The organism is Streptomyces sp. NPDC041784 (assembly GCF_055591025.1).
Genome location: NZ_JBVJAB010000013.1, coordinates 198,731 through 220,119, shown reverse-complemented (window position 1 = coordinate 220,119; position 21,389 = coordinate 198,731). Strand labels below are relative to the sequence as shown.

At 72.2% G+C, this 21,389-nt stretch carries 14 protein-coding genes and 1 pseudogene; 8 read left to right on the top strand and 7 right to left on the bottom strand.

Features of this window, described 5'->3' with window-relative positions; genetic code table 11:
- Positions 1-809: 809 nt before the first annotated feature.
- Complete coding sequence (locus tag ACZ6D7_RS27395) at positions 810-1,868, bottom strand: LacI family DNA-binding transcriptional regulator (RefSeq protein WP_469496003.1); 1,059 nt, start codon at positions 1,866-1,868, stop codon at positions 810-812.
- A gap of 304 nt (positions 1,869-2,172) precedes the next feature.
- On the opposite strand from ACZ6D7_RS27395, the gene ACZ6D7_RS27390 reads away from it, so the two are divergent.
- From ACZ6D7_RS27390 to ACZ6D7_RS27365, 6 genes and pseudogenes are all read left to right on the top strand, one after another.
- Positions 2,173-3,465, top strand: coding sequence for an ABC transporter substrate-binding protein (locus tag ACZ6D7_RS27390; protein WP_469496000.1), 1,293 nt, complete (start codon positions 2,173-2,175; stop codon positions 3,463-3,465).
- A gap of 4 nt (positions 3,466-3,469) precedes the next feature.
- Positions 3,470-4,374 (top strand): annotated as a pseudogene (locus ACZ6D7_RS27385) (carbohydrate ABC transporter permease).
- The gene (locus tag ACZ6D7_RS27380) at positions 4,371-5,276 is read left to right on the top strand and encodes a carbohydrate ABC transporter permease (protein WP_469495997.1); all 906 of its coding nucleotides are present in this window, start codon (positions 4,371-4,373) and stop codon (positions 5,274-5,276) included. The pseudogene ACZ6D7_RS27385 and the gene ACZ6D7_RS27380 overlap by 4 nt, the downstream one beginning before the upstream one ends.
- A 27-nt stretch (positions 5,277-5,303) precedes the next feature.
- On the top strand, positions 5,304-6,560 hold the full coding sequence (locus ACZ6D7_RS27375; RefSeq protein ID WP_469495994.1) for a glycoside hydrolase 5 family protein: 1,257 nt from the start codon (positions 5,304-5,306) through the stop codon (positions 6,558-6,560).
- Positions 6,557-8,560, top strand: a complete 2,004-nt coding sequence (locus ACZ6D7_RS27370) for an endo-beta-N-acetylglucosaminidase (protein WP_469495991.1) — start codon at positions 6,557-6,559, stop codon at positions 8,558-8,560. The genes ACZ6D7_RS27375 and ACZ6D7_RS27370 overlap by 4 nt, the downstream gene beginning before the upstream one ends.
- Before the next feature lie 71 nt (positions 8,561-8,631).
- The gene (locus ACZ6D7_RS27365; protein WP_469495989.1) at positions 8,632-11,658 is read left to right on the top strand and encodes an alpha-mannosidase; all 3,027 of its coding nucleotides are present in this window, start codon (positions 8,632-8,634) and stop codon (positions 11,656-11,658) included.
- A gap of 42 nt (positions 11,659-11,700) precedes the next feature.
- Here the strand turns inward: ACZ6D7_RS27365 and ACZ6D7_RS27360 are convergent, their stop codons facing one another.
- The 3 genes from ACZ6D7_RS27360 to ACZ6D7_RS27350 form a co-directional block, all read right to left on the bottom strand.
- On the bottom strand, positions 11,701-11,901 hold the full coding sequence (locus tag ACZ6D7_RS27360; protein WP_469495986.1) for a hypothetical protein: 201 nt from the start codon (positions 11,899-11,901) through the stop codon (positions 11,701-11,703).
- A 273-nt stretch (positions 11,902-12,174) separates the two neighbouring features.
- Positions 12,175-13,413 (bottom strand): MFS transporter, encoded by a 1,239-nt coding sequence (locus ACZ6D7_RS27355; RefSeq protein WP_469495984.1) that lies wholly within the window; start codon positions 13,411-13,413, stop codon positions 12,175-12,177.
- A 99-nt stretch (positions 13,414-13,512) separates the two neighbouring features.
- Complete coding sequence (locus tag ACZ6D7_RS27350) at positions 13,513-14,712, bottom strand: PucR family transcriptional regulator (protein WP_469495981.1); 1,200 nt, start codon at positions 14,710-14,712, stop codon at positions 13,513-13,515.
- A gap of 149 nt (positions 14,713-14,861) precedes the next feature.
- On the opposite strand from ACZ6D7_RS27350, the gene ACZ6D7_RS27345 reads away from it, so the two are divergent.
- Both ACZ6D7_RS27345 and ACZ6D7_RS27340 read left to right on the top strand, forming a co-directional pair.
- Positions 14,862-16,349, top strand: a complete 1,488-nt coding sequence (locus ACZ6D7_RS27345) for a long-chain-fatty-acid--CoA ligase (RefSeq protein WP_469495976.1) — start codon at positions 14,862-14,864, stop codon at positions 16,347-16,349.
- A gap of 170 nt (positions 16,350-16,519) precedes the next feature.
- On the top strand, positions 16,520-18,433 hold the full coding sequence (locus ACZ6D7_RS27340; RefSeq protein ID WP_469495973.1) for a glycoside hydrolase family 5 protein: 1,914 nt from the start codon (positions 16,520-16,522) through the stop codon (positions 18,431-18,433).
- 19 nt (positions 18,434-18,452) lie between these two features.
- Here ACZ6D7_RS27340 and ACZ6D7_RS27335 read toward each other — a convergent pair whose 3' ends face one another.
- Genes ACZ6D7_RS27335 through ACZ6D7_RS27325 form a run of 3 tightly spaced genes read right to left on the bottom strand, consistent with a single transcriptional unit; the run spans position 18,453 to position 21,387 of the window.
- Positions 18,453-19,691, bottom strand: coding sequence for a cytochrome P450 (locus ACZ6D7_RS27335; RefSeq protein WP_469495970.1), 1,239 nt, complete (start codon positions 19,689-19,691; stop codon positions 18,453-18,455).
- 23 nt (positions 19,692-19,714) lie between these two features.
- Positions 19,715-21,106, bottom strand: coding sequence for an NAD(P)/FAD-dependent oxidoreductase (locus tag ACZ6D7_RS27330; RefSeq protein ID WP_469495966.1), 1,392 nt, complete (start codon positions 21,104-21,106; stop codon positions 19,715-19,717).
- A complete protein-coding gene (locus tag ACZ6D7_RS27325) occupies positions 21,103-21,387 on the bottom strand; it encodes a ferredoxin (RefSeq protein WP_469495963.1) in 285 nt (94 codons plus the stop codon). The genes ACZ6D7_RS27330 and ACZ6D7_RS27325 overlap by 4 nt, the downstream gene beginning before the upstream one ends.
- Between the last annotated feature and the right edge of the window lie 2 nt (positions 21,388-21,389).

The following is a 21,389-nucleotide window of genomic DNA, read 5'->3' as shown; positions in this document are numbered from 1 at the left end:
CAGGCAAGGGGGTTACGCCCGAGGAGCACCGGGTTGGGCGGGAAGCCGAGGACCACCGGGTTGGGCCCACCGCCGGGGGCACCGGGTTGATCCGGACGCCGACGGCGTGAGCGGCCTGCGCCCGGTGGCTGGCCACGGCCGGGGAGTACCGGTCTGGGCCGGACAGTGAGGACCTCCCGGGCTGGCCCGGACGCGGAGGCGCCACTCGACCGGGCCGGGCGCTGGCGGCGTGAGGGCCCCGCGCGCCCGGTGGCTGGCCACTGCCGAGGACCACCGGTCTGGGCCCACCGCCGGGGACCACCCGGGCTGGCCCGGACGCCGAGGCGCCACTCAACCGGGCCGGACGACAGCGGCGCGAGCGCCCCGCTCGCCCGTCGGCCGACCACTGCGGGGGACCACCCGGTCGGGGCACACTGCCGGGGACCAGCGGGTTGAGGCCCACCGTCGGGGACCACCGGCCTGCCCCGGCCCCCCGAGAGCCACCAGTCTCCCCAGGCCCCCAAGGCACCACTCAACCGGGCCGTACGCCGCCCCCTCACTCCGGCGAGCGTCCCGCCCCCTCACCTCAGCGAGCGTCCGCCCCCTTACCTCAGCGAGCGTCCCGCGCCCTCACCCCGCCGAGCGTCCCGCCCCCTCACCCCGCCGAGCGTCCCGCCCCCTCACCCCGCCGAGCGTCCCGCGCCCTCACCCCGCCGAGCGTCCCGCCCCCTCACTCCGGCGAGCGTCCCGCGCCCTCACCCCGCCGAGCGTCCCGCCCCCTCACTCCGGCGAGCGTCCCGCCCCCTCACTCCGGCGAGCGTCCCGCCCCCTCATCCCGCCGAGCGTCCCGCCCTTGCTCCCGCCCCGCCCCCGCTCCCGCCACCCCCTCGCATCGCCCCCGTGCTGCCCCGCACGATCAGGCCCGGTACGGGTACCCGCACCGTCCCCGCGGATCCGCCGTCGAGCAGGGACAGCAGTTCTCGCGCCGCCGTTCGCCCGAACTCCGCGCTGTCCCGGGACAGCGCGGACAGCCATGGCTTCACCATGCGGCACAGGGCGGAGTCCTCCCAGGACACCACCGACACGTCGTCCGGCACGGCGAAGCCCAGTTCGGCGGCGGTCGCGACGCCGGCGACGGCCATCACGTCGTTGTCGTAGATGAGCGCGGTCGGGGGAGCGGCGGCGCCCAGCACCCGGCGGGTGACCGCCGCGCCCTCCGTATCCGAGTAGTCGGTCGGCACCGACAGCACCTCGGTCAGCCCGCGCCGCTCCGCCTCCGCGCGCAGGGTACGGATCCGGCGCTGGGTGTGGGCGAGGTCCGGCAGCCCGGCGATGTGCACGATCCGCCGGTGGCCGAGCGTGGACAGCTCGTCCACCACCGACGCCATGGCCCCCGCGTCGTCCGCCCACACCGTCGACAGACCCGGGTGGCGCTCGTCGGGCGCGCCGCCGATCACCACCGCGGGCAGCCCGAGTTCGTCGAGCAGCCCGGGTCGCGGGTCGTCGGTGCACGGGTCGACGACCAGGACACCGTCCACCCGGTGCTCGGCCCACCAGCGCCGGTACACGGCGCACTCCTCGTGGACATCCCGCCCGATCTGGAAGAGCAGCCCGAGGTGACGCTCCGCCAGCACTTCCTGGATCCCCGAGACGAGCTGGAGGAAGAAGGAGTCCACACCGAGGGTGTGCGCCGGGCGGGCCAGCACCAGGCCGACCGTGGCCGCGCCCTCACCGGACAGCGCGCGGGCCGCCGTACTGGGCCGCCAGCCCAGCTCCTCGGCGACCCGGCGTACCCGGTCCCGGGTGGCCTCCGAGACCCCCGGACGCCCGTTCAGCGCGAACGAGACCGCGCTCTGGGAGACACCGGCACGCTGCGCGATGTCCTGCATGGTGGGCCGACGCGCCGGCAACCGCTTACCCGACAAGGCGTTCCCTCATTCCCGCGACAATTTCCGGCCAGTATGCACTAATGCGCTTCAGCTCAACCACCCTAATGCGCATAAGCAACTAATGAAATTAGCTCGGTATGCGCCATTGACGGGCCCCTGAACGGGCGTGCAAGGTCTGCGTCGTTGGCCAACCCCACCGACTCAGACCTCCGAACTCAGACCTCCGAACTCAGATGTCCGAACTCGGATCTCCGAACTCAGAACTCAGAACTTCGAACTCCACCGCAATGGAGGCCGTGCCACCGTGAGAATTTCCCGCAGAGCCCTCGCCACCGCCGCTGCCCTCTGTGTCGTCCTGCCGCTGAGCGCCTGCGGCTCCGGGGGCGACGACGGCGGTCCGGCCGACGCCTCGGGCAGGATCGAGGGCGACATCACGTTCCAGACCTGGAACCTGCGCGCCAACTTCAAGTCCTACTTCGAGGGTGTGATCGCCGACTTCGAGAAGGAGTACCCGGGCACCCACGTGAAGTGGATCGACCAGCCCGCCGAGGGCTACGCCGACAAGATCAGCGCGGACGCGGCCGGCGGCACCCTGCCGGACGTCGTCAACGTCTCGCCCGACCTCGTCGCGCCCCTCGCCAAGGCCGGGCTCGCCCTCGACCTCGACAAGGCCGCCGGAAAGTACGAGAAGGAGTACCTGGAGGGAGCCTGGGCGAGCCACCGGATACCCGGCACGACCGGGACGTACGCCTTCCCCTGGTATCTCAACACCGGGCCGCTCTTCTACAACAAGACCCTGTTCCGGCAGGCCGGACTCGACCCCGACCAACCGCCGAAGACGTACGACGAACTCTTCACCGACGCCCTGGAACTGGCGGACAAGAGCGACGGGAAGGTCGCCACGCTCGCCAACGTGCCCACGATCGAGGACTTCGGCCGCTACGGCGTCCCGCTCATGAACGACGAGGGCACCGCCTTCGCCTTCGACGACGCGAAGGGCGTCGAACTCCTCACCCAGTACAAGGAGCTGTACGACGCCAAGGCCCTGGACCCGCAGGCACTGACCGCGACCCCGGAGTCCTCCGGCAAGAAGTTCCTCACCGGGGCCGTCGCCATGAACCCCGGCAGCGCCCTCGACCTGGGCAACTTCAAGAAGCAGGCGCCGAACCTCTACAAGAACATCGGCATCACCGACCAGATCACCAGCACCGGTCACGTCAACATGTACGTGATGGGCGTGATGGTGAACGCACAGAGCAAGCGGACGCCCGCCGCCGTCGCCTTCGCCCACTACGTCACCGACGCCGAGCACCAGATGTCGTTCGCGAAGCAGGTCGCCATCTTCCCGAGCACCGCCGGCTCGCTGGACGACCCGTACTTCACCAAGGAGGACGGCACCGACGAGACCCGCGTCCGGATCGCCGCCGCCAAGTCCCTGAAGAACGCCGTCAACTACACGCCGGTGCTGTTCAGCGAACAGATGAAGACCGCGCTGCGCAACGAGGTCGCCAAGGCGCTCCAGGGCAGGCAGAGCCCGAAGGAAGCCCTGGACAACGCTGTCAAGGAGTGCGACACCCTGCTCCGGCAGCAGGGATGAGCCGATGGCAGTGCCGAGAACGACCACCGTCTCCCGCGTCCGCCGCCAACTGCCCACCAGCCCCTGGCTGTTCGCCGCCCCGGGCTCCTGATCGCCGGCGCCTTCGTGCTCTACCCGTTCCTGACCACGCTGACCAACTCCTTCACCGACCGCCGCACGCTGATCCCGGGCGAGTTCGTCGGCCTCGCCAACTTCCGCGAGATGCTCCACGACGACATGTTCTGGATCGGCCTGCGCAACAGCACGCTGTACGTCCTCGGAGTCGTCCCCGCCCTCGTGGTGCTGCCGCTGCTGCTCGCGCTCCTGGTGCGGAAGAACATCCCCGGCATCACCTTCTTCCGGTCCGCCTTCTACACCCCGGTCGTCGCCTCGATCGTCGTGGTCGGCCTCATCTGGGTGTGGCTGCTCGACGAACGCGGCCTGGTCAACTCGCTGCTGGAGACGGTCGGCGTCGGCCGTGTCGGCTTCCTCAGCGACCAGTGGCTGCTCCTGCTGAGTGCCATGGCGGTCACGGTGTGGAAAGGCCTTGGCTACTACATGATCATCTATCTGGCGGCGCTGGCCGGCGTGCCGCGCGAACTGCACGAGGCCGCCGCCGTCGACGGCGCGGGCGCGGTGCGCCGCTTCGTGACGGTCACCGTGCCCGCCGTCCGCTCCACCATGGTCCTGGTCGGGGCGCTGTCCTCCGTCGCCGCCTTCAAGGTGTTCTCCGAGGTGTACCTGATGGCCGGTCCCAGCGGCGGCCCGGCGGGCGAGGACACCACCCTCGTCATGCTCGTCCAGCGCACCGGCACCGGACTCACCGGCCGCGTCGGCTACGCCTCCGCCCTCTCGGTCGTCGTCTTCGTCGTGACCGTCGCCCTGATGCTGCTCGTGCTGCGCGCCGACCGGAAGGAGGAGCGGGTGTGAGCGTGCTGGAGAAGACACGGCCCGCCGCGACGGAGGCCGTCACCCGCGAGCCTCGCGTCACCGACGAACACGGCCGCCGCGTCCGGGCGGGGGAACTCGTCCTGCGCTACCTGCTGCTGCTCGCCGTCCTCGCCCTGACCGTCGGGCCGTTCCTGTGGCAGCTGTCCACCTCGCTCAAGGGCCCCACCGAGGACATCTACAGCTCCCCGCCGAGCTTCCTTCCCGGCGATCCCACCCTGCACAACTACGAGCGCGTCGCCGACACCATCCCGGTCTGGGACTACGCCCTCAACTCGCTCAAGGTCGCCACCGCCAACGTCGTGACCAACTGCGTCGGTTCGGCCCTCGCCGGCTACGCCCTCGCCCGGCTGCGCTACCGGGGACGCCGGGTGGCGACGCTCGCCTTCCTGCTCGCCATGCTCGTGCCGGTCGAGGGCATCATCATCGCCCAGTTCACAACCATGCGGGACCTCGGCCTGAACAACACGCTCGTCGGCGTGGTCCTGCCGGGCTGTATCGGCGCCATGAACGTCCTGCTCATGCGCAACGCCTTTCTCAACCTGCCGTACGAGATCGAGGAGGCGGCCTTCGTCGACGGGGCCAACGTGTGGCAGCGGTTCCTCAGGATCGCCCTGCCCTCGGTGAAGGGCACCCTCGCCGTCGTCGCGATCTTCGCCTTCATGGGCGCCTGGGACGACTTCCTGTGGCCGCTCATCGTGCTCAGCGACCCGTCGAAGTTCACCCTGACCATCGGCCTCAACTACCTGCACGGCACCTTCGCCAACGACGAACGGCTGGTGGCCGCCGGCACTGTCATCGCCGTGGCACCGCTCATCGCCCTCTTCGCCTGCCTCCAGCGGTACTTCTTCCGCGGGGTCGGCGAGGGCGCGGTCAAGGGCTGACACCCCCACTCAGTGCAAGGACACCGCATGCCTCCTGCCGTGCGCTTCGGCGTCAACTACACCCCGAGCGAAGGGTGGTTCCATCACTGGCTGGACTTCGACCTGGACTCCGTACGAGCGGACCTCGACTCCGTCGCGGCGCTGGGCCTGGACCACATCCGGGTCTTCCCGCTGTGGCCGTACTTCCAGCCCAACCGCACACTGATCCGCCCCCGCGCCGTCGACCAGCTCCGCGCGCTCGTCGACGCCGCGGGCGAACGCGGGCTCGACGTCACCGTGGACGGCCTGCAAGGACACCTGAGCAGCTTCGACTTCCTCCCGGCCTGGACCCGCACCTGGCACCGGCGCAACCTCTTCACCGACCCGGACGTCCTCCAGGGGCAGGCCGCCTATCTACGTACGCTCGCCGCGGCCCTCGCCGACCAGCCCAACTTCCTCGGCATGACCCTCGGCAACGAGGTCAACCAGTTCTCGGCCGGGCCGCATCCGGACCCCGACCGGGCGTCCAGTGCCGAGATCGACGCCTGGCTGGAGCGGATGCTCGCCGCCTGCGCGCAGGGCGCGCCCGGCCGCCTCCACCTGCACGCCGAGTACGACGCGACCTGGTACCAGGACGACATGCCGTTCACCCCCGCCCAGGCCGCACGGCGTGGCGCGGTCACCGCCGTGCACTCCTGGGTCTTCAACGGCACCGCCCAGCGCCACGGCCGCGCCTCCGTCCAGGCCGAGCACCACGCCGCCTACCTCGTCGAGCTGAGCAAGGCCTGGGCGGACGACCCGCACCGGCCCGTCTGGCTCCAGGAGGTCGGCGCGCCCGCGCCCCTCGTTCCTGCCGAACACGCCGCCGCCTTCACCGAGGCGACCGTACGCAACGTCCTGGACTGCCCCGACCTGTGGGGCATCACCTGGTGGTGCTCCCACGACGTGTCCCGGCGGCTCGCGGACTTCCCGGAACTGGAGTACGGCCTCGGCCTGCTGACCAACGACCGCGCACCGAAGGACACCGCCCTGGCGCTGGCCCGAGCGGCGGCCGAGCCGGCCCGCACACCCGCGACCCGGACCACGGCGCTCGTCGTCCCCGCCGACCCGGCCGGCCGCTCGGTCTGTGCCCCGGGCGGAGCCGTCTACGACGCCTTCTTCCGGCTCACCGCCGACGGCGCCCGCCCCACCACCGTCCTCGACACCCACGCCGACGACAAGGACCACCTCGTCCGGCGCGGCATCACCGAAGTCGTCGCCCCCGATCAGGTACTCCCCACCCCACAAGGAGGCACCCGCTCGTGAACCCCACCCGACGCACCGTCCTGCTCGCCGCCGGCGCGGCCGCCCTGCTGCCCGCCCGGACCGCGACCGCCGCCCCCCGGCAGGCCGCCGCGGCGCCCGCGCCGTACGCCGCCTACTGGTACCCGGACTCCCTACCTGCCGGAACCCCCGGCACCGGCATCACCTGGCGCAGCCTGAAGACCTGGAGCGCCGCCACCGACACCGATCTCGCCTTCAACGCCGCGTCCGTGCCGCTCGCGCCCCGCTTCACCCCCACCCCGGCGAACCCCACCGCCCGCTCGGGCCAGGCCCGTATCCAGTCGCTGGTCTCCTTCGGACCCACCTCCGCGAACCCCTCCCAGGGCTCGGCCACCGCCGACCACTACGCGTTCACCCACTGGGCCTACATCGACGAGCTGGTGTTCTGGGGCGGCTCGGCGGGCGAGGGCCTGATCCTCGCTCCGAACGCGCCGATCGTCGACGCGGCCCACCGGCACGGCGTACCGGTCCTCGGAAACATCTTCCTGCCGCCCGTCGCCTACGGCGGACAACTCCGGTGGACCCGTGACCTGGTCCAGAAGGACGCCGGCGGCCGCTTCCCGCTCGCCGCGCGGCTCGTCGAGGTCGCCGCCACCTACGGTTTCGACGGCTGGTTCGTCAACGCCGAAACCAGCGGCGGGAACACCGCACTGGCCACCGACATGCTGGGCTTCCTGACCGAGCTGAAGTCCCTCGCCGCGGCCCGAGGGCAGCGGGTGACCTGGTACGACTCGATGACCGTCAACGGCACGGTGAGCTGGCAGGGCGCCCTCAACACCCAGAACCAGGCGTTCTTCCGCACGGCCGACGACATGTTCGTGGACTTCCGCTGGTCGGCGGGCACACTCGTCTCCTCCGGGCAGCGGGCCGAGCAACTCGGCCGCAGCCGGTACGAGTTGTGGGCCGGTGTGGACGTCGAGGCGAACGGCTGGAACCGCTCGGTGAACTGGGACGCGATCGTGCCCACGAACAAGGCGCACATCGTGTCGCTCGGCCTCTACCGGCCGGAGTGGACCCGCAACCACCTGCCCGCCGGCGGCAGGACACCGGGCGACTTCCACGCGGCCGACGACCGGTTCTGGACCGGACGCTCGCTCGACCCGTCCCGACCGGACGGCACGGACACCTGGCGGGCGCCCGCCGTGTCGGTGGCCGACCGGTCGACCGTCACGGACATGCCCTTCGCCAGCGTGTTCAACACCGGGCACGGGCTGCGCTGGTACGAGAACGGCACGGTCACCTCCGACACGCCGTGGAACCACCTCGGACTGCAGGACCGGCTGCCGTCCCGGCAGTGGGCGGTGCGCACCGAGGGCGAGCGGCCCGCCGTCGCCTTCGACTTCGCCGACGCGTGGCGCGGCGGCAGCAGCGTGCTGGTCACCGGCGCCCTGGACGAGCCGACGGTGGTGGACCTCTACGCGACACGGCTGCCGCTCACCGACGCCACGGTCGTGGAGCTGACGCACCGGACCGACGCCGGGGCGGTGACCGTCGAGCTGGCCGTCGCCACCGCGGACCCGGACACGCCGGGCGCGACACCGCCGTACACGTATGTGCCGGTGGAGTCGGGAGACGGCTGGCGGACCTCCACCGTGGCGCTGACCGGGCTTTCCGGAACCGTGCACGCGGTCGGTGTCCGGCTCACCGCGACCGAAGGACCGGTGACCTGGCGGCTCGGCGGGATCGCCGTCCGCGACGAGCCCCGTACGCCCGCCGCCCCCTCCGGGCTGCGGATCACCGCGGCCGCGGGCGGCGACCTGCGCCTCGCCTGGGACGCCGCCACGGACGGCGTACGGCACCACATCCTGCACCGCGTCCTGCCCGACGGCACCCGGCGCTTCCTCGGCGGCACCTGCCAGGCGGCCTACTTCCTCGGCGGACTCGCGCCGGAGCAGGGCGAGCGGACGACACGGTTCGAACTGCGCGCCGTGGGGGAGCTGTACACAGCGTCGGCCCCCGTCACCGTGACCCACACCTGGTAACCGTCCACCCATGGCCGCCACCCATGACCGTCCACCCACATCACCGTCGACCCAGTCTTGGAGCACCCCGCATGCATGACGACCGCAACCTGGTCGAAGCCCGACTCAGGCGCGTCCTCGACGAGCGCGTCCGTCCCGCCGTGTACCCCGAGTCCGTGCCGCTGGACGTGGCGGTGTGGCACGCGCCCGGCGAACCGGTGCCGGTCGCCGAGGGGCTCGCGGCCGAGCCCGAGCCGATCGCGGTGGGCGCCCGATGGGGTGCTCCCTGGGGGACCAGCTGGTTCCGCGTCACCGGCACGGTCCCCGAGGCGTGGGCCGGCCGGACCGTCGAGGCGCTGCTCGACCTCGGCTTCGACGAGAACATGCCCGGCTTCCAGTGCGAGGGCCTCGTCCACCGCCCCGACGGCACCCCGGTGAAGGGCCTCAACCCGCGCAACCAGTGGGTCCGCGTCGGCGCGCCCGTCGCGGGCGGCGAGGAGGTACGCCTGCACGTCGAGGCCGCCTCCAACCCCGTGATCCTCGACTACCACCCCTTCCTGCCCACGCGGTTGGGCGACAAGGAGACCGCCGGCAGCGAACCCCAGTACACCCTCGCCCGTATGGACCTCGCCGTCTTCGACGAGACGGTGTGGCAGCTGGTCCTGGACCTGGAGGTGCTCGGCGAGCTGATGGCCGAACTGCCGGTGGAGTCCGCGCGCCGCTGGGAGATCCTGCGGGCCGTGGAGAAGGCCCTCGACACGATCGACCTCCAGGACGTGAACGGCACGGCGGCGCGGGCCCGCACCCGGCTCGCCGCCGTCCTCGCCACGCCCGCCGTCCCCTCCGCGCACCGGATCAGCGCCGTCGGCCACGCCCACATCGACTCCGCCTGGCTGTGGCCGCTGCGCGAGACGGTCCGCAAGGTGGCCCGTACGACGTCCAACATGACGGCCCTCCTCGACGACGAACCCGACTTCGTCTTCGCCATGTCGCAGGCCCAGCAGTGGGCCTGGGTGAAGGAACACCGGCCCGAGGTGTGGGCCCGGGTCAAGAAGGCGGTGGCGGACGGGCGGTTCGTGCCGGCGGGCGGTATGTGGGTGGAGTCGGACACCAACATGCCGGGCTCGGAGGCGATGGCCCGTCAGTTCGTGCACGGCAAACGGTTCTTCCTCGACGAGTTCGGCATCGAGAACGACGAGGCCTGGCTGCCCGACACCTTCGGCTTCGCCGCCGGCCTGCCGCAGATCATCAAGGCGGCGGGCTCGAAGTACCTGCTGACGCAGAAGATCTCGTGGTCGCGGACGAACAAGTTCCCCCACCACACCTTCCGTTGGGAAGGCATCGACGGCACCCGGATCTACACCCACTTCCCGCCGGTCGACACCTACAACTGCTCCATGAAGGGCAGCGAGATCGCCCACGCGGTCCGCAACTTCAAGGACAAGGGCGTCGCCCGCCACTCCCTCGCCCCCACCGGCTGGGGCGACGGCGGAGGCGGCACCACCCGCGAGATGGTCGGGAAGGCCGCCCGGCTCCGCGACCTCGAAGGCTCCGCCACCGTCACCTGGGAGACCCCGGCGGCCTTCTTCGCCAAGGCCAGGGCCGAACACCCAGAACCCCCTGTCTGGGTCGGCGAGTTGTACCTCGAACTCCACCGCGCGACCCTCACCAGCCAGGCCGGCACCAAACAGGGCAACCGCCGCAGCGAACACCTCCTGCGCGAGGCCGAACTGTGGGCCGCGACAGCCGCCGTACGCACCGGATTCCCCTACCCCTACGAGGAGTTGGACCGCGTCTGGAAGACGGTGCTGCTCCACCAGTTCCACGACATCCTGCCCGGCTCCTCCATCGCCTGGGTGCACCGGGAGGCCCGGGCGACGTACGCCCGCGTGGCCGCCGAGCTGACCGCGATCACCGAGGCGGCCCAGCGGTCCCTGGCCGGCGAGGGCACCACCCCGCTCGTCTTCAACTCGGCCCCGCACCCGCGTGACGGCGTTCCGGCCGGCGGCGCGAACACTGCCGCCCCACAGGGCCGCACGACCCTCACCGCCCGCCCGGACGGCGGACACGTCCTGGACAACGGTCTGCTGCGGGTCGAGATCGACGCCCGCGGACTCGTCGTGTCGGCCTACGACCTCGAGGCGGACCGCGAGAGCGTCGCCCCCGGCCGGACCGCCAACCTCCTCCAGCTCCACCCCGACTTCCCGAACATGTGGGACGCCTGGGACGTCGACGAGTTCTACCGCAACACGGTCACCGACCTCACCGACGCCGAGGAGGTCACCCCGGGCGAGGACGGCGCGTCGGTGCGGATCGTACGGTCCTTCGGGGCGTCCCGGGCCGTCCAGGTGCTGGCGCTGCCGCCGGGGGAGCGCCGGCTGGTGATCGACACGGAGGTCGACTGGCACGAGACGGAGAAGTTCCTCAAGCTCGCCTTCCCCCTCGACGTGCACGCCGAACGGTACGCGTCCGAGACCCAGTTCGGGCACTTCCACCGGCCTACCCACACCAACACCAGCTGGGAGGCGGCGCGGTTCGAGGCCTGCAACCACCGGTTCGTCCACCTGGAGGAGCCGGGCTGGGGCGTCGCGGTCGTCAACGACTCGACGTACGGCCACGACGTGACCCGCGCCGTCAGCGACGAACCCGGCGCCGACGGCGGGACCACCACCACGCTGCGGGTCTCCCTGCTGCGCGCACCGCGATTCCCCGACCCCGAGACCGATCAGGGTGTTCACCGCTTCCGGCACGCCCTGGTGCCGGGGGCGACGATCGGTGACGCGGTGCGCGAGGGGTGGCGGATCAACCTTCCCGCGCGCACGGTGGACGGCGCCCGCGAGGTCGCCCCGCTGGTCCGCGTCGACCAGGACCAGGTGGTGGTCACGGCAGTCAAACTCGCCGACGACGGCAGCGGCGACGTGGTGGTGCGGTTCCACGAGGCACACGGCGGCCGCGCGCGGGCCACGCTCACCGCGGGCTTCGACCTGGCCGGCGCCGCCACCACCGACCTGCTGGAACGCCCCCTCACCGACACCCCGGCCCCACAGGTCGAGGGCGACCGGATCACCGTACGACTGCGCCCGTTCGAACTCGTGACGCTGAGGCTGCGGCGGGGGTAGCCGGAGGCGGTACCGGGAGGGGGAGTTCGCCGGAGGCGGCCGTCAGTTGTTCGAGCCCACGACGTTGTCGTCGCCGGCGTTGAAGACGTCGTCCCCGGCGAACTGACCCCAGTCGCCGAACACGATGGTGACCGAGGGGGCTTCGGAGTCGTCCACGGTCACCCCGGCACACGCGGTGCCGCCGGCGACGAGGACGAGGGCACAGGCGGCGAGGGCGGTGAGCCCGGAGCGAACAGATCGCATGGTGAGGCACCTTTCGGCGAGAGCGGACGAGCAGCGGACGAACAGCGCCCGAACCTAGACGCGCGGACGCCGTCTGTCCGCGTGCCTGTCCGCCGTGGCGCGAGTCCCATCCGAATGGCCGATCGCGGCGGGTCGCCGGCCCGGCCCGCTCCGCCGATCCCTGAAGGCGCGTTCCCGTAGCCTGAGAAAGGTATTTGACCGATCGGGGTCGGCAAGTGGGGGGCTGGGGTCGACCTGGCGGCCGGGATCCCTGGGCTCCGGTGTGCGGGCCGGTCAGACGACCGACGCCTTCTCCGGAGCCTCGAACCGGGTGATCCGCCGCGTGTGCTCGTGGCGTTCGGCCCAGCGGACGGCCAGTGGTGTCGCCAGGCCCGTCAGTGCGAACACGGCTCCCACGACGTACCACCCGGGGCGGCCCCAGGTGATGGTGAGCGCGATGAGCAGCCCGGGACCGAGGGCCTCGGCGAGTCCGGCGCCGAGGCCGAACACGCCCAGGTACTGACCGGTGGCGTGCCGCGGGACGAGGGCGAAGGACACCTCGAAGCCGGCGGCGGAGTGCCACAGTTCGCCGACCGTGTGGATCACCACCGCGGTGAGGAGCAGCGTCGCGGCGGCCCACGCGGGGATGCCCGCGGACAGCGAGATCAGCGAGCACGAGACGAGAAAGGCGACCCCCGCTCGGCGGTAGGCGTGTCCGGCGGCCACGGGGGTGTCGATGCCGCGGCTGGCGCGCACCTGGAGGGCGACGACCATGACGGTACCGGTGAGCATGGTGCCCGAGATGAGCCAGTGCGGGGCGGTGGTGGCACCGACCAGCCAGAGCGGGATGGCCACGGTGAGCACCTTGAACTGGATGGCCATGACGCCGTCGAGGGCGGTCAGCAGCAGGTAGGGGCGATCGCGCAGGGCGATCCAGCGAGGTCCGCCGGTGGCGGGGACGGGCGGGACCGGCGGGAGGAGGACCAGGAGCGCCGCGGAGACGGCGAAGGCGAGCGCGTTGCCGATCACCATGAGCCGATAGGCGCCGAGGGTGTCCACCTGCACCACCCACCCCGCTCCCACCGCGCCGAGGGAGATGCCCACGTTGGTCACCGCGCGCAGATAGGCCCGGAACTCCTGCGGACGGTCCCCTCCGTAGTGCCTGATGAGCGGGGAGCGGGCGGATGTTCCGGCGGCCTTCGCCCCGGCGGCCACGCCGACCACGAGGACGAACGGCCAGAAGCTGTCCGCCAGTACGAAGCAGGCCGTGGCCAGCGCCTGGACCACGAGGGTGGTCGCGTAGACGCCCCGGGCGCCGTGCCGGTCCGCCAGATGGCCGACCGCGACCCCCAGGCCCAGTGCGACGAGTCCGGCGATGCCGAGCCCGAGGCCGACCTGGCCGGCCGGGAGGTGGACCGCCTGGGTGAAGTACAGCACCCCGGCGGTCAGATAGAGGCCACTGCCGACGGTGTAGACGAAGTTCGTGGCCGCGAGGACGCGTTGCGGTCCGGTGTTCGGTATCAGGCGGGGCATGGCAAGGCTCCACGTCAAGGCGGGTCGGTAAGGACCGGCCAAGCTTGTTGCATATTACTTGCAAGAGCAAGAGGGGAGCAGAAAGAGGTCCATGTCGTGTCAGGCGGGCGTCCCCAAGGCCGAATCGCCGCGCCCCGCCCCGGAGTTGCGGTGAGCGAGCAGTGCCGCGCCCAGGTCCGCCACCGCGCGTGGATCCGACAGGGGACGGCCGAGCAGTTCCTCGACACGGCGCAGGCGGTACCGGACGGTGTTGGGGTGGACGAACAGGGTCCGGGCGGCCTCCGCGGCGGAGCCGGCCGCGGTGAACCAGTGGTCCAGGGTCTCCAGCAGCCGGGCCCGTTCCGCCGCGGGGAGGCCGAGCAGCGGGGCGAGGACCACCTCGGTCAGATGCGCCGCCTCGGACGGGGCGGCCGCGACCAGCATGGCCAGCGGGTTGTCGTCGAACCGCGCGACCCCCGGCCCGGTGCCCGCGAGCCCGGCCAGCGCCAGGCGCGCGAAGCGCAGGGCCTGGGGAGCCTCCCGCAGCGAGTGGAAACAGGGGCTGACGCCGACCCGGGCACGGGCCCGGCGCAGGACGCGCAGCCAGGTGGCCTCCGCCGTCGGCGCGGTCAGCGCGACCACGCCGATCTGCTGGTCGGGCAGCAGACGCCATGCCGAGGGAAGCCGGGCGCGCCGCAGTGTGGCCTCCACCCCCGCCAGGGGTTCCTCACCGGGCGCGCTCGCCACCGCCGCGGCGACCGCGTACGGCCCCTGCTCGGGCAGGCCCAGCTCGCGCGCGGCCTCCCACAGCGTGGTGCGGTCCACGAGGACACCCGTGAACAGCGCCTCTACCAGGGCCGAGCGCCGCGCCTCGCGCTGCTGCGTCAGCTCGGCGGTGGTCTCCCGGTGGGCCGCCGCGACGGCCTCCGCGTAGCGGCCGAACAACGCCCAGATCTCCGCCGACCGCGTCACCAGCTCGGCGTCGGTGACCTCGGGATGGGTGCGCGATTCCGCGATGATCTCCGACCACAGCAGCTCGAAGCCGATCCGGTACGCGTGCAGCGTGTCGGCCAGCGGCATGCCCTGCTCGGCACGCAGACGGCCGGTGTCCCGGGCCGGGCTCGGGTCCGGATCGCCCCCGTGGCTGAAGTGGCTCAGGGTGAGATCGGCGTTGGCGGTGCAGGAGCGGCGCAGCGAGTCGAACGGGATGAGTGACGCGTTCTGGTAGGCGTCGACGTCCGAGCGGATGCGCTGCGCCATCCGCTCGCCCAGTTCCGGCAGTCGCGCGTGGAGGGCCGAGGCCACCCCTGAGAGATCCATCGCCGCAGCTTAGCGCCGCCTTCTTGTTCCTGGGAACAATCTGGGAGGGTGGATGCTGTCGCCCCGCCCATAGGCCGTCCCCCTCCGTGGCAGCACCATGTCGTCCACGTGAACGGCGGATTTCGACGATGACATTCGTGGAGGCGGAAATGGCCAATCTTGCGGAGTTCCTTCAGGAGACGGCCGCGCGGCAGCCGGAACGCCCCGCACTGCGGTTCGCGGGGCAGGTCACCGGCTACGCCGAGCTGGACGAGCGCAGCGCCCGCGCCGCCGCCCTGCTCCGCGCCGAGGGGGTCCGCCCGGGGGACCGGGTCGCCCTGATGCTGCCCAACGTCCCCGAGTTCGTCGTCCTGTACTACGGCGTCCTGCGCGCCGGCGCGGTCGTCGTACCGATGAACCCGCTGCTGAAGACACGGGAGACCGCGTACCACCTCGACGACTCCGGGGCGGTGCTGCTGTTCGAGTGGCACCAGGCGCCGGGGGAGGGCGCGCAGGGCGCGGAAGCCGCCGGGGTGCGGCACATCGCCGTGGAGCCGGCCGCGTTCGCCGGTCTGCTGGCCGGGCACGAACCGCTGCGGGAGACGGCCGCGACGGCGGACGACGACCTGGCCGTACTGCTGTACACCTCCGGCACCACCGGCCGGCCCAAGGGCGCCGCGCTCACCCACGGCGGGCTGCGGCACAACACCGAGGTCAACACGGTCCATGTGCAGCGCATGACGCCCGAGGACGTGGTGGTCGGCTGTCTCCCGCTGTTCCACATCTTCGGCCAGATCTGCACCATGAGCGTGGCCGTCCGGGCCGGCGCCTCGCTCACCCTGGTCCCGCGCTTCGACCCGCAGGCCGTGCTGGACGCCATCGCCCGTGACCGGGCCACGGTCTTCGAGGGCGTGCCGACCATGTACGCGGCCCTCCTCCAGCACCCGTCCGACGCGGACGTGTCGACGCTGCGGATGTGCGTCTCGGGCGGGGCCTCGCTGCCGGTGGAGATCCTGCACGGCTTCGAACAGCGCTTCGGCTGCGCCGTGCTGGAGGGCTTCGGCATGTCCGAGACCAGCCCGGTGGTCACGTTCAACCACCCCGACCAGCCGCGCAAGGCCGGTTCCATCGGCACCCCGATCCAGGACGTGGAGGTGCGGCTCCTGGACGACAAGGGCCAGGACGTCGCCCCCGGGGAGATCGGGGAGCTGGCGGTGCGCGGGCCGAACGTGATGAGGGAGTACTGGAACCGGCCGGAGGAGACGGCGGCGGCGATCCCGGACGGCTGGCTGCGTTCCGGTGACCTCGCGCGCCAGGACGAGGACGGCTACTTCTACATCGTCGACCGCAAGAAGGACATGATCATCCGCGGTGGCTACAACGTCTACCCGCGGGAGATCGAGGAGGTGCTGCACGAGCACCCGGCGGTCGCGCTGGCCGCCGTGGTGGGCCGGGCGGACGCTCACCTGGGCGAGGAGATCGCGGCCGCGGTCGTCCTGCGCCCCGGCGCGCACGCCACCCCCGACGAGCTGAGGGAGTTCGTCAAGGAGCGGGTGGCGGCGTACAAGTACCCGCGCGAGGTCTGGCTCATGGACGCCCTGCCGACCGGCCCCAGCGGCAAGATCCTCAAGCGGGAGATCACCGCGCCGACGGCGTGACCCTGACGCGGGGCGGGGCGGATCCGCGGGCCGAGGCGGGCGGATCCGGGAACAGGGGGGGCGTCTCCGGAACGGGGGAGGCGGACGGCATCGACCTGGCGACCGTTCCCTCGTAGGGTGGCAGCCGCCGTTCCCGGTACCCCCCCGCCCCGCCCCCGCAGAGGACCAGGATGCCGTCCAGATTTGTCACGCACCTGACAGTAGTGGCAGTCGCAGTGCTCACCCTGCTCACACCGGCACCGAGCGCGGGCGCTACGTCCGCCGCCGCAGCCACCGAAGCCGGCCCCGCCCGGGCGGCCGCCGACACCTGGCAGCCGCCCCTGTCCACCCGCGGCCGGTACGTCGTCGACGCCCAGGGACGGCGCTTCCGCCTGAAGTCCGCCAACTGGGACGGCGCGCAGGGCTCCTGGACGGGCAGCGGCAGCACCGCCGACCCCGCCAACCACCACGCCGGCCAGAACTCCTACGGCATCCCCCTCGGCCTGGACCGCGTCCCGCTGCCCGAACTCCTCGCCGACTTCCACGAACTCGGCATCAACAGCGTCCGGTTGCCGTTCTCCAACGAGATGATCCACGCGACGGCACCCGTACCGGACACCGCCGTCAGGGCCAACCCCCAGCTGCGCGGCCGGACGCCCCTGGAGATCTACGACGCCGTGGTGACCGCGCTCACCGGCAGCGGGTTCGCGGTGATCCTCAACAACCACACCAACACCTCCCGTTGGTGCTGCGGCGTGGACGGCAACGAGCGGTGGAACAGCGGCCAGTCCACCGAACGGTGGGCGGACGACTGGGTCCTCATGGCCCGCCGCTACGCCGCCGACCCCCGGGTGGTCGGCGCCGATCTGTACAACGAGGTACGCCGTGACGTGCTGGACGACCCCAACTGGGGCCTGGGCGACGCCCACGACTGGTACACGGCGGCCCGGCTCGCGGCCGACCGCATCCTCACCGAGGCCAACCCCGATCTCCTGATCGTCATCGAGGGCATCAACTGGACCGGCCTGCCCGTCGACGGACTCCCGCACGAGCGCCCCACCCTCGCCCCCGTGCGCACCCTGTCGCACACCCTCGTGAACGCCCACAAGCTGGTCTACTCGGCCCACTTCTACGGCTACACCGGCCCCCGGCACAGCGGCGCCACCGGAATCGGCGAGACCCACGACCCCCGCTACCAGGACCTGACCCGCGACCAGCTGTACCAGACCCTCGCCGACCAGGCATTCTTCGTCACCACGGAAGGACGGCACCACACCGCCCCCGTGTGGATCAGCGAGTTCGGCGTCGGAGGGAACGAGACGGGGGCCGCCGCCCGCACCTGGTTCGGCAACCTCACCGACTATTTCGCCGACCACGACGCCGACTTCGCCTACTGGCCCCTGGTCGGCTGGGAGGGCCACGACGACTGGGCCCTGCTGCGCTACGACACCGCCGGGCGGCGCCACGGCCTCCTCGACGGGGCCGACTGGCGCAACGCCGCCTGGCAGCACCTGATGACGGCGCCGAGCCGCACGGGCGTGGTCGAGCAGGTACCCGACTGGCGCATGCTCACCACCGACCACGGCGACGACGTACGGTCACTGCGGGTACGGGCCGGCGGCGACTGGGATCCGGGGGCGTCCAAGGCCGTCTGCCCCGACGGGCTGCGGCTGGCCGGGCTCAGCCACACCGGCGGCCGGGGCCTGTGCACCGACGTGACCGCCGGCGACCTGCGCGCCGACGGGGACACGCAGACGGTCGTCACCGACGAACGCCATGTCCCCGCGAACGGCGACTGGGCCGGCGGCTACACCAAACTCCAGTGCCCCGCGGGCCAGTTCCTCGTCGGCTACAGCCGTCGCGGCGAGCGGGTCTCGGCAGCCCTGTGCGTACCCGCCCGTACCGCACTGAGCCGTACGGGCCGGACCGTCTGGTTCGACCGGTCCGACAACCGGCCCGCCGACGGCACCGGCGGCGACTTCGCCCAGGGCCGCTACAAGGGCCAGTGCGCCGCCGAGGAGTACGCCGCGGGCATCGCCTTCACCACCCGCGTGGGCAGCAGGCAGGGCCCCGCGGCCCTGCTGTGCAGCCCGCTCCGGCCCTGAGCCCGTGGGCCGACCCGCCTCAGGGGCGGATTCCGTCGCAGGCGATGTGCAGATGGCGTGGTCCGCGCAGGACGGCGTTCTGCCGGTACGGCGGCGGATCCTCCAGGAGACGCGGGTTCTCCAGCCTGCGGACCAGTTCCGACAGGGCGAACTGGGCCTCCAGCCGGGCGAGCGGCGCGCCGAAGCAGCTGTGGATGCCGCTGCCCAGGCCGAGGTGCTGGATGTCCCGGCGGTCCGGGTCGAAGCGGTCCGGGTGCTCGAAGCGCTGCGGGTCACGGTTGCCGGAGGCCAGCACCAGCCAGAGGGACGAGCCCTTCGGGATGGTGACGCCACGGACCTCGATGTCGGCGAGGGGAGTGCGCTGCGGCACCAGCTGCACCGGCGGCTCGAAGCGCAGCAGTTCCTCGACGATCGGCACGGCGAGCCGCGGGTCCGCGCGCAGCCGCCGCAGGACGTCCGGGTTGCGCAGCAGGGTCAGCATGCCGTTGGTGACCAGGTTGACCGTGGTCTCGTGCCCCGCGATCAGCAGCAGCGCCGCGGTGCTGAGCAGTTCGATCGTGGTCATCGTGCCGTCCGGGCCCTGGGCCGTGGCCAGTTCGGAGAGCATGTCGTCCCCGGGCTTGCGGCGGCGCTCCTCGATCAGGCCGGCCAGGTACATGCCGAGCTGCATCCGGGCGTCGTGCGCGCCCGTGCCCCGCTCGGCGGGATCGGCGTCCGGATCGGGGTCCAGGCTCGCGGCGATGGCGTCCGCCCAGCCGTGGAAACGCGCCTCGTCCTCGCGGGGCACCCCGAGCAGCCGGCAGATCACCGTCACCGGGAAGGGGTAGGAGAACTCGTCCACCAGGTCGATCCGGCCGGGGTCGCCGATGCCGTCGATGAGCCCGGAGACGATGCGCCGCAGCTCCCCGCGCATCCCGTCGACCCGGTAAGGGGAGTGCGGCGGGCCGAAGGGCCGGTTGGTCATCCGCCGCAACCGGTCGTGTTCCGGCGGATCGAGCCGCAGGAAGCTGGGCGGCAGCGTGCTCTGCTCCCCATTGGACGGCTCGGCCAGCGGGTCGTGGCCGGCCGAGCCCAGATTGCGGGCGTCGGAGCTGATCCGCGGATCGTGCAGCAGGCTGCGGATCTCGTAGTAGGTGCTGACGACGTACGGCCCGTCCTCCTCGTGATGGACCGGCGTCTTGCGCAGCTCCTCGTAGATCGGGTACGGATCTGCGCGGTTGGCGTGGTCCAGGATCTGGTGCAGCAGGGATTGCGTCATGGCGGGTCCTCGTGGCCGTGCGGTCAGTGCGCGGGCGTGAACGTCATCCGGCGGTCGGCCGGCGAATAGCCGCTGAGGGTCACGGTCGGGCCGTGGGTGGGGACCGACGGGTCGGGGAAGTCCGGGTCCCTCGGCCGCTGTCCGTCCGGGCGCCGGTCGACCGTGGGGAACAGCGGCGGGAAGGGCGCCCCGGTCTCGATCAGCTCCTGGTAGAACGGCAGCCACCGGGCGTGGTCGAAGGAGACCGCGCCGATGACGCGCCCCTGGTGCCCGTAGACACCGACGAATCCCCGACCGTCGAGCGCGCCCTGCGTGATGACGATCTCCGTCCCCAGCGTCGGCACACCGACCGACTTGATGGTGACCCCGAACTGCGAGGACCAGAAGGCCGGCACGTCCAAGTGGGGGAGGCGGTCGGTGCTCTCGCTGATCATGTTGTGCGCGGCGATCTCGGCCTGGGCGACGGCGTTGCCCCAGTGCTCCAGGGACAGGAACTGGTAGCCGAACAAGGGGTGCGGGCAGCGGGCGACATCGCCCGCCGCGTACACGTCGTCGGTCACGATGCCGCGGATGTCGAAGGCCCGGCAGCCGGCGTCGCAGGCGATGCCGCGGGGACCGGCGCCGAGCCCGGACCCGGCGAGCCACTCGGTGTTGCGCAGGGCGCCGAGCGAGACGACCACCACGTCGGTCTCGACGGTGGAGCCGTCGGACAGCTTCGCGGCGCGCACCCGGCCCGAGGTGTCGCCCTCCAGCGCGGTCACCATGACCCCGCACCGCAGGTCCACGCCGTGGGCGCGCTGGAGTTCGGCGGCGACCGCGCCGACCACTCCGCCGAGCGCGCCGACCAGGGGCGCCGCGCCGCGCTCGGCGACGGTGACGGCGATACCGCGTTCGCGGCAGGCGGAGGCGATCTCCGAGCCGGTGAACCCGGCCCCGATGACGAGAACCCGCCGGGGACCCTCGGCGAGCCGCCGTGCGAGCGCGGCGCCGTCGCCACGGGTCCGCAGCACGAAGACGCCGTCGAGGGCCGCCTCGGCCTCGTGCGGCCAGGGCCGCGCCCGCACACCGGTCGCGATCAGCAGCCGGTCGTACGGCACCTCGTCGCCGTCGGCCAGCCGCACCCGTCGGGCGGCCATGTCCAGGCCGGTGGCCGCCGTGCCGAGCCGCCAGGTCGCGTCGAGGGCCCGGCGTCTGGGCAGCGCGGTGCGGTCGGCGTCGGCCATGCCCAGCAGCACCTGTTTGGAGAGCGGAGGCCGGTCGTACGGCTCGTAGGGTTCGTCGCCGATGAGCGTCAGGGATCCGGCGAAGCCCTCGTCCCGCAGAGTCTCCGCGGCGCGCAGACCGGCCAGCGAGGCGCCGACGACGACGATGCGTCCCTCGCCCCTGAGCCGTTCCAGGGACACGTCACGGTTCATCCGGACACCGCCTCGGCCGGTCCGCCCACCGCTTCCGCCGCATCCCGCGTATCCTCCGCGTCCGCCGTGGCCTCCGCGTCCGCCGTGTCCAGCGCGTCCACGAGAACGGCCTGCACGGGGCAGGCCGCAGCGGCCCGGGCCAGCTTCTCGCGGTGTTCCGGCCCGGGCTCCGGGTCGTACAACAGCCCCTCCTCGCCGTGCATGGTGAAGACCTCTGGGGCGAGGAACGCGCACTGCGCGTATCCCTGACAGCGGTTCAGGTCGACGACAAGCCTTACCAAGG